The sequence below is a fragment of the Hyphomonas sp. UBA3195 genome (genome assembly GCF_002366485.1).
Taxonomy (GTDB): Bacteria; Pseudomonadota; Alphaproteobacteria; order Caulobacterales; family Hyphomonadaceae; genus Hyphomonas.
Map to the genome: position 1 here is coordinate 54,551 of NZ_DEXB01000039.1, position 11,264 is coordinate 65,814.

At 59.4% G+C, this 11,264-nt stretch carries 11 protein-coding genes and 1 pseudogene; 5 read left to right on the forward strand and 7 right to left on the reverse strand.

Annotation, left to right across the window (positions count from 1 at the left end):
- Positions 1–6: 6 nt before the first annotated feature.
- Positions 7–1,140, forward strand: a complete 1,134-nt coding sequence (locus B2344_RS12025; RefSeq protein ID WP_290482844.1) for a zinc-binding dehydrogenase — start codon at positions 7–9, stop codon at positions 1,138–1,140.
- Between the two features lie 195 nt (positions 1,141–1,335).
- Positions 1,336–1,983 carry a TlpA disulfide reductase family protein gene (locus B2344_RS12030; protein ID WP_290480438.1) on the forward strand — a complete coding sequence of 216 codons (648 nt, stop codon included), beginning with the start codon at positions 1,336–1,338 and terminating at the stop codon, positions 1,981–1,983.
- On the opposite strand, the gene B2344_RS12035 is transcribed toward B2344_RS12030, so the two are convergent.
- Both B2344_RS12035 and B2344_RS12040 read right to left on the reverse strand, forming a co-directional pair.
- On the reverse strand, positions 1,980–2,717 hold the full coding sequence (locus tag B2344_RS12035) for a hypothetical protein (protein ID WP_290480437.1): 738 nt from the start codon (positions 2,715–2,717) through the stop codon (positions 1,980–1,982). The genes B2344_RS12030 and B2344_RS12035 overlap by 4 nt on opposite strands.
- 76 nt (positions 2,718–2,793) lie before the next feature.
- Positions 2,794–3,696, reverse strand: a complete 903-nt coding sequence (locus B2344_RS12040; protein ID WP_206992213.1) for an SDR family oxidoreductase — start codon at positions 3,694–3,696, stop codon at positions 2,794–2,796.
- A gap of 61 nt (positions 3,697–3,757) precedes the next feature.
- On the opposite strand from B2344_RS12040, the gene B2344_RS12045 reads away from it, so the two are divergent.
- Complete coding sequence (locus B2344_RS12045) at positions 3,758–4,195, forward strand: DUF2147 domain-containing protein (RefSeq protein WP_206992214.1); 438 nt, start codon at positions 3,758–3,760, stop codon at positions 4,193–4,195.
- On the opposite strand, the gene B2344_RS12050 is transcribed toward B2344_RS12045, so the two are convergent.
- The 4 genes from B2344_RS12050 to B2344_RS12065 all read right to left on the reverse strand — a co-directional run bounded on the left by B2344_RS12050 (position 4,173) and on the right by B2344_RS12065 (position 7,396).
- Entirely contained in the window at positions 4,173–4,544 is a 372-nt protein-coding gene (locus B2344_RS12050; RefSeq protein ID WP_290485295.1) for a DUF6460 domain-containing protein, read from the reverse strand. The two genes, B2344_RS12045 and B2344_RS12050, sit on opposite strands and share 23 nt — an antisense overlap.
- An 18-nt stretch (positions 4,545–4,562) precedes the next feature.
- On the reverse strand, positions 4,563–5,399 hold the full coding sequence (locus B2344_RS12055; protein WP_206992216.1) for a mechanosensitive ion channel family protein: 837 nt from the start codon (positions 5,397–5,399) through the stop codon (positions 4,563–4,565).
- Between the two features lie 29 nt (positions 5,400–5,428).
- Positions 5,429–6,571, reverse strand: a complete 1,143-nt coding sequence (locus tag B2344_RS12060) for a mechanosensitive ion channel family protein (RefSeq protein ID WP_206992217.1) — start codon at positions 6,569–6,571, stop codon at positions 5,429–5,431.
- A gap of 66 nt (positions 6,572–6,637) precedes the next feature.
- On the reverse strand, positions 6,638–7,396 hold the full coding sequence (locus B2344_RS12065; RefSeq protein WP_290485296.1) for a hypothetical protein: 759 nt from the start codon (positions 7,394–7,396) through the stop codon (positions 6,638–6,640).
- A gap of 275 nt (positions 7,397–7,671) precedes the next feature.
- Between B2344_RS12065 and B2344_RS12070 the strand changes: the two are divergent.
- Positions 7,672–7,977 (forward strand): annotated as a pseudogene (locus B2344_RS12070) (HU family DNA-binding protein); the annotation flags it as partial.
- Between the two features lie 56 nt (positions 7,978–8,033).
- Here the strand turns inward: B2344_RS12070 and B2344_RS12075 are convergent.
- Positions 8,034–9,647 (reverse strand): cisplatin damage response ATP-dependent DNA ligase, encoded by a 1,614-nt coding sequence (locus tag B2344_RS12075; protein ID WP_290485297.1) that lies wholly within the window; start codon positions 9,645–9,647, stop codon positions 8,034–8,036.
- A 50-nt stretch (positions 9,648–9,697) separates the two neighbouring features.
- Here B2344_RS12075 and B2344_RS12080 point away from each other — a divergent pair, with 50 nt between their 5' ends.
- Complete coding sequence (locus B2344_RS12080) at positions 9,698–10,312, forward strand: glutathione S-transferase family protein (protein WP_290485298.1); 615 nt, start codon at positions 9,698–9,700, stop codon at positions 10,310–10,312.
- Positions 10,313–11,264: the final 952 nt, after the last annotated feature.

An 11,264-nucleotide genomic window follows, 5' to 3' on the forward strand; every position in this document is an offset into this window, starting at 1 on the left:
GAAGATATGTCGACACTCCCTGAAAAAGGCCTGCAACTACGCTCGCTGATCAAGCCGGAAGGCGAACTTGAACTGTCCCTGGTTGAGGTAGACCTACCAACGCCCGGACCCGGCGATGTGATCATCAAGGTCGAGGCAACCCCGATCAATCCATCCGATCTCGGCCTGTTGATTGGTGCAGGAGATATTCGCACGGCGGTTCAGAGTGGCACGGCGGATCGCCCAGTCATCACGGCAAAAGTACCCGAAGCTGGTTTGCGTGCGATGCAGGCCCGGATCGGTCAGTCACTGGGTGTCGGAAATGAAGGTGCCGGTACGGTTGTCGCCGCAGGCGAGTCCGAAGCGGCGCAAGCCTTGCTCGGCAAGCGCGTTACGGGACTTGGCGGCGAATTCTATTCCGAATACCGCATGCTGAATGTCGGTCAGGTCATGGAATTGCCGGAAGGTGCCACGGCCGAGCAGGGCGCGTCCTGCTATGTGAATCCGCTTACGGCACTGTCTTTCGTCGAGACCATGCGCGAAATGGGTCATGAATCCCTCGTGCATACGGCCGCTGCATCCAATCTCGGCCAGATGCTGAATAAGATCTGTATCAAGGATGGCGTGCCGCTGGTGAACATCGTCCGCAAGGAAGAGCAGGCCGAAATCCTGCGTGATATCGGCGCCAAACATATCGTCAATTCTACGTCGCCAACCTTTATGGAAGACTTGATCGCGGCGCTGATGGAAACCGGTGCGACGCTCGGCTTTGATGCGATTGGCGGCGGACCGCTCGCCGGACAATTGCTCATTGCGATGGAGGCGGCCGCCAGCCGCAAGATGAAGGAATACTCGCGTTATGGCTCCGGCCAGCAGACGCAGGTCTTTATCTATGGCCGGCTCGACATGTCACCGACCCAAGTGCCTCCGGGCGTAGGGTTTGCGTGGAACCTTAGCGGATATCTGCTGACGCCATTCCTGCAAAAGGCCGGCAAGGAAGTCCGCGCCCGCATGTACAAGCGTGTGATGGATGAGCTGACGACCACGTTCGCCAGCCATTACACCAAGCGCATCTCGCTCGCTGAGGCGCTTAACCTTGAAACGCTGAAAGCCTATGACGCCAAGGCGACTGGCGAGAAATACCTGATCACGCCGAACTGATAATATCCCAATGGTTGTATGACTCATCCCCCTTTGGTAGTTTGTAATAGTATTACCAAAGGGGGTCGCATGGGTCAAAGAGTCTGGGTAACTGTTGCGTTCGCACTGACAGTAGGATTTGGAACGGGTTTATATGCCGGGCCATACTTTGTCTCGTCATCTGAGACTGACGGCAATTCATTCGATCTGTCCTCCTTGCCTGACGAACTCCGGCAGAAGCATCGCGATCCAGACTATTTGCTATCCGAGATCAAGAATTACGAGCTCATGAAGGAAGCTTTGGCTCGTCTGGAGGCTGAGCAGTCGAGCCAGGAAAGTCTTGTTCTACCAGAAGGGATGACATCGGTTCCACTTGGGCAGCTCTACCTGCCCGACGACGAGGTTCATTGGCCGGAAGACGTCAGCGGAGACGTGGGCGCAGCACTGGACGCTGCCAAAAATGGGTGGGTCATCCTGAACTATTGGGCGAGTTGGTGCGCGCCCTGTGTACATGAGTTACCGGAAATGGGAGAGGCAGCGCCTTTATATGCTAAGAGGGGCGTCACGCTGATTGCTGTGAATACTGACCCGACTCAGACAGATTCAAGGGACTCTATCCGCGCCCTCTTTAGTGACCGCAATGTCGATCATCTTGAGCCGCTGATTGCAGAGGGTGAGGGTCTGGAGTCACTTCTGGCTGCGAGCGGCCAATCGAAATCGAAGCTTAGTTTGCCTACAAATATTGTGTTCGCGCCGGGCGGAATTCCCTACGCCATGTTTCAGGGCGGAGATACGAAAGCAACCGAAGCTTGGACAGCACCGGAAACTTTGGAGTTCCTGGAGATTATAGTCAGGGCAGACTAGCCGATCCTGTCATGCGTGATGCGTATGGCATGATCGGAATCTTTCAGGACGACAATGTCGGCTGTTTGCTTCAGCGGCGCGATATGGTCGCGCAAATTGGGCAGATTGATGCGGTCCCAGACGGATTTTGCAAACTCGAGAAGTTCAGGTTCCGTCATGTGAAGAAAGTTTGCATAAAAAGAACTCGGGTCAGTCTCTGCCGCGCGCCAGAGGCGATGGAAGCGTTCCGTATACCAAGTCAGCAAGTCGTCTTCTGATGCATCGAGATACACAAGATAGTCCGGCTCCCGCGCAGGACGCGGAGGCGGCGACAATGGCTGGAAGCCAAGGCCTTCGAGGATCAGTATATCGGGCTGTGCAATGGTTCGCGTCATGCCCGGGTCGACGTCGTAGGTGACATGGCTATAGCCGGGAAAGTCGGCTGTGCCGGTTGAGAGGGCGGCGATTGCGTCACCCAATGCCTCGGCATTGTAAGTTTCTGGAAAGCCCTTGCGGAGTGTCAGGCCGCGTTCTTCCAGGATTGTGTTCGGATAGAGAAACCCGTCCGTCGACACGGTTTCCACCGCATGTGCCTCGGCCAGGACTGCAGCAACCTGGTTGGCCAGAGTCGTCTTGCCCGAGGCAACCGAGCCAGTCAGGCCAATGACGACGCCCTCATGGCGACCCGAAACTCCGGACAGGCGTTCCCCCAATGCGGTAATGCCGAGGGCATGTTCTTTAGATCGGGTCGTCATGAGGCGTGAGGCTCCGGGCGGCGATTGCGTGCCCGAAGCCTAGTGTTGCGTGCGCGACTGTCCAGCCTGAAAGGCGTCAAACGGTGCGCTTGGCCTTGTCTTGTGCATTGGTGGCTTCAATCGCGTCTCGGGCGGCTTGCCATTCGGCGTCGCCCCACGCCGTCAGTTGAGCGAAGTTTCCACCGGATGCATTGTACATCGCTCCGTCGATCGCGATGGTTTGTCCATTCACATATTCCGCGCCAGACGCCATCAGGAACACGGCCAAGTTCACCAGTTCATGCATCTCGCCAACGCGGCCCATCGGATTGGCGGCGCCGGAATCCATGCGCTTGGCGCCTTCGGCATCCGGAGCCAGCCGCTTCGACATACCTTCCGTCGGGAAGGGGCCCGGCGCAATGGCGTTGAAACGGAGGCCGTAGCGCCCCCATTCCACGGCGAGGCTCTGCGTCATCGTGTTGACGGCTGCCTTTGACATGGCCGACGGCACCACGAATGGCCCACCATTCCAGACCCAAGTCGTCAGGATTGAACAGACGCTGCCCTTTTGACCCTCCTTGATCCAGCGTTTGCCGATGTCGTGGGTCATGTAGAAGGTGCCGCGGAATACGATATTGGAAATCGCATCGAAGCCCCGGATTGAGAGATCTTCGGTCCGGCTGATGAAATTGCCAGCGGCATTGTTGATGAGGCCGGTCAGCGCGCCGTGCTTGGCCCAGATATGATCATTCATGTCGGTGATGGCTTCCGCCACGCGGATGTCGCAGGCATGTGGCACGACCTTGCCGCCATGCTTGTCCATCAGTTCACCTGCGGTGTCTTCGCAGACCTGTCCACGCCGTCCGCAGATATGCACTTCCGCGCCAAGCTTCAGGAAACCTTCGGCCATTTCCTTGCCGAGTCCCGTGCCGCCGCCTGTTACCAGAATGCGTTCCCCGGCCATCAGGCCGTCGCGAAACATTAGTTTTGTCATGTCCATTGAATTCCTCCCGGTTTGTTTTTCTGATAGGAGTATAAGTCGGTTGAGCGGGGAGGCACCCATGAATCGTGCATTGGCTATCGTTGCCGTCGCGGCATTTGCTGCGGGTACAGCCCGGGCGGGGCCGCTCGACGTTTTCGGCACTTTTGTGACGCAGGAAGAAAATTCCCACATCCGGATTTCCGATTGCGGGGACGGAACGCCTTGCGGCGTCATCGTCTGGATCGATCCGGCGAGTGTGTCTGGCGACGCGACCCCCGAAACGGCGACCGATGCCAAGGGCGCAAAAATCCTTGGCCTGACTATGCTTGAAGGGTTCAAGCAAAAAGCCAAAGGCTGGACAGGCGGCACGATATACAATCCGAAGGAAGGCAAGACCTACGGGTCCAAGATCAAATTGCTGGCCGATGGTGTACTGGAAGTGAAGGGCTGCATCGGCCCGATCTGCCAGACGCAGCATTGGGCGCCGGTTGAATCTACTTCCGGAATGGCAGACTGACGAGTCGCCACAGGACCCATATAGGGATCACCACCGCCGCACCCGCCAGGGCTGGTTTCCAGAAATTGCGCACTGCCCAGCCAAGCGCCGCCGTGGTCGTGCTTGCAACATTTGCGATGGCCGCGCCCATGTCGACGTCCGGATTGGACGGATTGAACTGGGACGCCAGCACGAAGAAGCCGACCAGAATGCAAAGGCCGAGCAGCTTCAGCGATCCCCAGACCGAGATGCCGAACAATCGCGCGAGCAAGGAGCGTGGAGGCGCTTTGACCGGTGCGCGGGGCGGCAGAGGCTCCGGCACCGGCTCAACTGTCACTTCCGGTAGTTCTGAGTTGGGATCTGTCGACATAGTATATGGTGGGGCCTGTTAGTCGTTGGCCGCCTGCTTCTGGATTTCAACCTGGTGCGGATAGGGTATCGAGATGCCTTCCCGGTCAAAGGCTTCCTTGACTGCCTTCATGAGGTGGAATTTGACGTCCCAGACATCGGCCGCTTTCACCCAGCTGCGTGTGGCAATGTCGACCGAACTGTCTCCAAGATTAACAACCTTCACGAAGGGTTCCGGATCCCTGAAGATACGGTCATCTGCTTCAATCACCTGTTTGATGACGGCGATGGCCTTGTCCATGTCGTCATCATAGTCGATGCCAAAGGTCACATCGGCGCGGCGGGTATCGTATCCGGAATAGTTCTCGATGACGCCATCAATGGCCTGACTGTTTGGCACGAGGACTTTCACATTGTCGACTGTGGCCAGGACAGTCTGGAACAGATTGATGTCTTTAACGGTGCCGGCAACGCCAGCGGCCTCGATATAGTCGCCGAGCTTGTAGGGGCGAAACAACATGATCATGACGCCTGACGCGATATTGCCGAGGGCGCCCTGCATGGACAGGCCAATGGCAAGGGTCAGCGCGCCGAGTACGGCGACGAAGCTGGTGGCCTGAACCCCGAAGACCTGCAGCACGGCAATCAGCACAGCAGCCGTGATGGCCCACCGGACAAGAGAGGCAAAGAAATTGCCGAGCGTATCGTCAATACCTTCGCGCTTCAGCGCTGCGCTACGAACGAGGCCCGCCAACCAGCCGGCGATGCGCAGACCGATAATCAGGACCAGCAAAGCGCCAAGTACTTTCACGCCGAATGAAATGATGAAGGGGCTGTATTCGCTCCAGAGCGCGGCTGCAGTCAGCTCTTCAGGCATGGAGGTCTCCTTTTTACTGTCAGGGCAGGCTAGTCTTCAGTCTCTGTAATGTCTGATTGTGACGCGTGTTCCGGTCTCGACTCAGCAGGTGGCCGGTAAGCCATGTTGACCTGATGCGGGAAGGGGATGGTGATCCCTTCGCGATCAAAGGCTTCCTTGACGGCCTTTGTGATGTCGGCGCGGACCTGAACGAATTCGGGCGTCGCCACAAAAGCGCGCAGGCGCAGCCGAACGCTCCAATCAGCAAGCGTATGCACGCCGACCCAGGTTTCATCCTTGGCCAGAATACGCGGATGCTCATTCGTCGTGTCCAGCAGGGTTTTGAGCGCATGATCCATATTGTCGTCATAGGAAATGTCAAAGTAGAGATCGAAGCGACGACGTGTCTGGCGTGTGTGATTGACCAGCGGATCGCCCCAGACCTTGTCATTGGTGACCGAGACGATCTTGTTGTCGATTTGCTTGAACGTCGTTCGGAAGGGTGTGATGTCAGTGATTTCGCCGTCCATGCCTGCCAGGGTGACGAAATCACCAATTCGGAACGGCCTGAAAATGGCCAACATGACTCCGGCCGCAACCGCCTTCAGCGTGTCCTGAAGCGCGAGGCCAATGGCCAACGCTGCGCCGCCCAGCAGCGCCGCCAACGATGCCGTCGGGAAGCCGAGTTGGGTCAGTGCCAATACGATCGCAACGGCGAAGATCAGATATTTCAGGAGCGAAGCGGAAAAGGCAAACAGCGTATCATCGGCCCCGTGACGCATATGAGCCTGATTGCCCATTTTCCGCATTGATCGGGCAACCCAGTTCGCGAAGGTCACCGCAATGATCAGGATTGCGACCGCAGCGAAGGCGCCTGGTCCGCGCTTGTCTATGATCGCTTCCCAGTCATAGCCCGCGAGCCCAAGGGGCAGGGGAGACATGAAAATCAAAGCGAAAACGCGAGAGACTGAACTGGCAATATCCCAACTCGATCCCTCGAATGATTTGTCCTTGGCGGTCACGCGCTTCCCAAAGGCGGTAATGATGCGTTTGACCATGCCCGAAAGAAACCAGATCAGGATACAGGCCAGGACAACGGCGCCCCACTTCTCCATGAATGGCCAAGAACTTGCCAACCAGACAGGCCAGTCAGTGGTGTCGATATCGGGCAGGGCGATTGTCGTGAAATCCATAAAGTGGCCGGGCTCGTTGTTTCTATGGGCAAAAGAGCGTCAGTTTGCGCCGCTTGTCCAGTTTGCTCAGGCGGGTATGACTGATCCGTCGGCACCCCGAAAGAGGCGCAAGCAGAGAATGAGAGTAAGCACCCCTGCGCTGATAATGGCGAGCCAGTTCATCTCCGTCACATACCAATTGTTCAGGACGATCCCGATCATGCCCCAGCCCAGGGCAATGAAGTACCACCAACTGCGGCTGACATAGCGGGCGAACATCCACGCCGAAATGCTGGCGGTCACCAGCGTGATCCAGAGCATTTGCCACGGAAAATCAGTCGCCCCGAGGCTCGAGAAGCTGCGCAGGGTCAAGGGAACAGAGATCGCGATGGCGACGGTAATCCAGCCAGACAGCATGGCGGCGGTAAGATCTGCGAGAGCTTTCTTGGGACTCCAGCCAGTTTCACGCAAACGGTCCATGCGAAATGCTGCCGTCCATACGGCAATGGCGATTGGAAAAAGGAGCAGGAAATCCAGGGGTTGAGACGCGATCAGCTGCGCACTGATCATCCAGACGATGTTGAACGCACCAGCCCAGGCAAGGGGTACCGCAATTCGCTCCATCCAGGGCTCGCGGGCACGCCAGTAGGAAATGCCGAACAGCAAATAGGCGAGGAAAATCACGCTCCAGAGTGAAAAGAACGCCGGCAAGGGCTGTTCCGGAAGCGTCATGTCACGAGTGGCGTTTCCAATCGGTGTGCCAATGCCCAGTGCAGGCGCGAGCGCGCCGGACAGGGGCTGAAGCACGCCGAGAAGAATCACGATCAGGGGCAAAAATGTTTTCATGTTTTCCATATGAGCTGAATTTCAAATGGGGCAAATCCGCGGCGTGTGAAAAAAGTGGGATGCAGGCTGGCGTTTTCACGTTATACGCCCCGATCTCTGCGGAGACTCACAAGAGGAATTTGCTTATGGCAAGGACACCTGCGGCCAAGAAGGCCCCTGCAAAACCGGCCGCCAAGAAGGCGACCACCACGGCCAAGACGGCCACCAAGAAGCCTGCTGCCAAGACGGCCGCTGCGAAGAAGCCAGTTGCTCGCAAGGCAGCTGCGCCGAAAGCCGCCCCAAAGGCGACGGCTGCAAAGACGCCAACCACGGTGACGATGCGCCAGCTGTCGGCAGAAATGGCTGAGGCTCATGGTCTGACCAAGAAGCAGTCGGAAGAAATCTTCTCCGACCTGGCTGATCGGATCACCAAGCGCCTGAAGAAAGGCGAACGTTTCCGTCTGAACGGTCTCGGCACGCTGGAAGTGCGCAAGCGCCCGGCACGCATGGGCCGCAACCCGGCAACGGGTGAATCCATCAAGATCAAGGCGTCGAAGAAAGTTGCTTTCCGCGTCTCCAAGGAACTGAAAGAGTCCGTTTAAGGACTTTCGGTTTCACTATGTTTCGAAAGGGCCGGGTGCATGTCATCCGGCCTTTTTTATTCTTGCAGCATTGCCTCTAGAGTCTCCAAACGGTCCGCCTCGTTTGCGGGCTTGTCCCAGCGGATGCGGTTGATACGCGGAAAGCGCATGGCGATGCCGGATTTGTGACGGGCCGAGCGCTGCAGGCCTTCAAAGGCCACTTCCAGAACAAGTGATGGCGTCACGGAGCGCACAGGTCCGAAACGCTCGACCGTGTTGTCACGGACGAATTTGTCGAGCTGTTTCAGCTCCTCGTCGGTAAAACCGAAATAGGCCTTGCCAACGGGCGTCAGCCGATCCTCGCCGTCTTCATCGCGCCAGACGGCGAAGGTGAAATCGGAATAGAAACTGGAGCGGCGGCCGTGGCCGCGTTGCGCATACAGCAAGACCGCATCGACGAGCCAGGGGTCTCGCTTCCATTTATACCAATGCCCCTTGACGCGGCCGGGCACATAGGGGCTGTCCCAGCGTTTCAGCATCAGCCCCTCGATTTCCGGGGCAGGGGGCTCCATGCGGTGCGCGTCCAGCGCCGTCAGGTCGGTAACGGGCACGAGCGGCGACAGGTCAAAGCGTGGGCTGGCCGTTTTCGCGATGAAATCTTCCAGGCGTTCCCGGCGTTCGCGAAAGCTCAGGGGGCGGATATCCTCGTCTCCAGCCTGCAACAGGTCATAGGCGCGGATGAAGGCCGGGCGCGCGTCCATCTGCTTTTTCGAGACGGTCTTGCGGTTCAGGCGCTGCTGCAACTCATTGAACGGCGCGACGCTATGCCCATCCTCCCCGCGCACCAGCAATTCGCCATCAAGCGTTCCTTCAAAACTCATCGCGGCCAGCACATCCGGAAAAGTATGGGAGATGTCGTCTCCCGTGCGGGTATAGATCCGCCGCACGCCGCCTTCGCTGCTGGCCTGCACACGGATGCCGTCATATTTCCATTCGGCGGCAAAGGCGTCGGCTGTGATCAGGGCCGGGTCCACCGCATCGGGATTATCGCGCTCGGCTTTCGGCACCAGCGGGTGCGCCAGCATGACCGGCCGGAAGGGTGCGCGAATATCCGGCTCGGGGCGACCGGTCTTGCCTTCGAGCCAGGCGAACAGGCTGTCATAAGGCGGGGCGAGGCCGTGCCAGATCTCCTCGATCTCGGTCACGTCCACGCTGCCGAAATCCGCGAGCGCCAGTTTGGCAAGCCGCGCGGAGACGCCGATGCGCAGGCCGCCCGTGATCAGTTTGAGCAGCGCCCAGCGGCCGGTCGGGTCCAGCCCGTCGAGCCAGTTGGCGACCAGTCTCTGCGCCTCGGGCCGTGTCACGCCGTCCAGCGCTTCGACAATCTCGGCTAGCGGCGGCGGGCGGTTCGCGCGCCGCTCGCCCGGCCAGACGAGGCTGACGGTTTCGGCCATGTCGCCGACATAGTCATAGGACAGGCGGAACAGTTCGGGGTCCATCCGGTCGGTGACCAGTTCGCGGATCGCGGCGGGCTTGATGCTCTTCAGGTCGAGGTCGCCGGTCAGCGCGCCGAGGGCATAGCCCCGGTCGGGGTCTGGGGCGCTGCGAAAATAGGATACGATCAGGCGTAGCTTGCCGTTACGCGAAGGCGTTAGGACTAGTCGGTCAAGAAGCTCTGCGAAGGCCTGCATGCGCCTAAGATAGAGCCGCCGCGCCAAGAATCCATCTAGGGGAGTCCTCCATGAGCCTGAAACTGCACCACCTCAACGCCTCGCGCTCGCAGCGCATTGTCTGGCTGCTGCTCGAACTCGGCGTGCCGCACGAGATTGTCCACCATAGCCGCGACCCGGAAACCCGGCTGGCCCCGGCGGCGCTGCTCGCCATTCACCCGATGGGCAAGTCGCCCCTGCTGGAAGATGGCGGCACGGTGATCGCAGAGACCGGCGCGATTGCCGAATATTTGCTGGCGAAGCACGACCCGGACCACACGCTACACCCGCGCGCGGATTCGGCCGATTTCCCGCGCTACCTGGAATGGGTCCATGCCGCCGAGGGCGCGATCTTCCTGCCGGGCCTGTTCCGCTTCTACCTGATGAATGCGGGCTTGCTGGACACGCCGCTGGCCGCCTCCATGGAGGCCGAACAGGCCAAGGCGATGAAGACGATCGAGGGGCACCTGGCCAAACATGCCTATTTCGCCGGCGACAGCTTCACCGCCGCCGATTGCCTGATGGCGTTCCAGGTCCAGTCCGCTGCGGCCATGGGCGCGCTGGAGGCCTTGCCCGCGACCAGGGCCTGGCTGGAAAAAGTGCAGGCGCGCCCGGCCTACAAGGCGATGCTGGACGTGGGGGTCTAGGGACCCACGGCCGACATGTCCGCCGCTCCGGTGGAGGCTGGGGGTTCTTGCCGTTAGACCGCGGAGCCCCGCGCCTGTGCTTCGACTTCGCTCAGCATGAGCGCGTCAGGATTTCCGCACAAAGCCAACTCATCCTGAGCGAAGTCGAAGGATGATGGGGGCGGGGGCAGCAGTCAAAGCCGGACTGGCGCGAACCATCCGGGTATCTCGTAGCCGGCCCCTCACAGAGCCGTCGGCGCAGCGGGCGCCGTGGCGCTCCGCCTGATGATTTGGAATGGCTACGGAATGGAGCGTTACCGCCCGCCGCGCCGGACAGGAGTTTCGGCGAGCACCCTCATGGGGGCCCATGGTCCCGGGGCTTCGTTACCGGCTGCGGAGGAAAAGCAATCGCACTGCGATTGCCCGAAGCAGGCCCAAGCGCAGGGCTCCGGATGAGGCCTGTCTCGGGAAATCGTGCCACTGGCACGATTTCTGTTCCTCGACAGCCCGACCTGCCTTCGCAAGCTCACCCTGGCCTGACCTGCCTAGGCGCGCATCAGACCGTCGCTCCGACCCGCATCCTCCTGACCCTGCTCCCCACAACCAGAACGGTACCTGATCCGGCTCCTGTGAGGGCAGATGCTTAGTATGGGGGAAGAAGCTGTCAGACAGATTGAGAGCGCAAATCCCCAGCTCCGAAGATACCTGCGAAGGCAGGTATCCATCTCCTGAAGCTGCCTCATGCACATGGGGAGGCGTTCCGAGATGGACCCCTGCCTACGCAGGGGTCATCGGGGGAGGAGTGGTCTCTATCCCACAAACCGCATCCCCGGTGCAGGCCGGGGTCTCTTGCAGAAACGACGCGGAGCCAGCCGGACGAGACTCCGGCATGCGCCGGAGAAGCGAAACAACCTCTCAACTCACCCCATCTCTTCCTCATAGCCGACCATGCGCAGCGGCTTGGCGCGGCGGC

Coding starts and splice junctions, on each gene's coding strand:
- B2344_RS12055 (WP_206992216.1), bottom strand. CDS start 5,399: ATGCCTGAAGAGCTGACTGCAGCCGCGCTCTGGAGCGAATACAGCCCC.
- B2344_RS12045 (WP_206992214.1), top strand. CDS start 3,758: ATGAATCGTGCATTGGCTATCGTTGCCGTCGCGGCATTTGCTGCGGGT.
- B2344_RS12060 (WP_206992217.1), bottom strand. CDS start 6,571: ATGGATTTCACGACAATCGCCCTGCCCGATATCGACACCACTGACTGG.
- B2344_RS12035 (WP_290480437.1), bottom strand. CDS start 2,717: ATGACGACCCGATCTAAAGAACATGCCCTCGGCATTACCGCATTGGGG.
- B2344_RS12065 (WP_290485296.1), bottom strand. CDS start 7,396: ATGAAAACATTTTTGCCCCTGATCGTGATTCTTCTCGGCGTGCTTCAG.
- B2344_RS12050 (WP_290485295.1), bottom strand. CDS start 4,544: ATGTCGACAGATCCCAACTCAGAACTACCGGAAGTGACAGTTGAGCCG.
- B2344_RS12040 (WP_206992213.1), bottom strand. CDS start 3,696: ATGGACATGACAAAACTAATGTTTCGCGACGGCCTGATGGCCGGGGAA.
- B2344_RS12080 (WP_290485298.1), top strand. CDS start 9,698: ATGAGCCTGAAACTGCACCACCTCAACGCCTCGCGCTCGCAGCGCATT.
- B2344_RS12075 (WP_290485297.1), bottom strand. CDS start 9,647: ATGCAGGCCTTCGCAGAGCTTCTTGACCGACTAGTCCTAACGCCTTCG.
- B2344_RS12025 (WP_290482844.1), top strand. CDS start 7: ATGTCGACACTCCCTGAAAAAGGCCTGCAACTACGCTCGCTGATCAAG.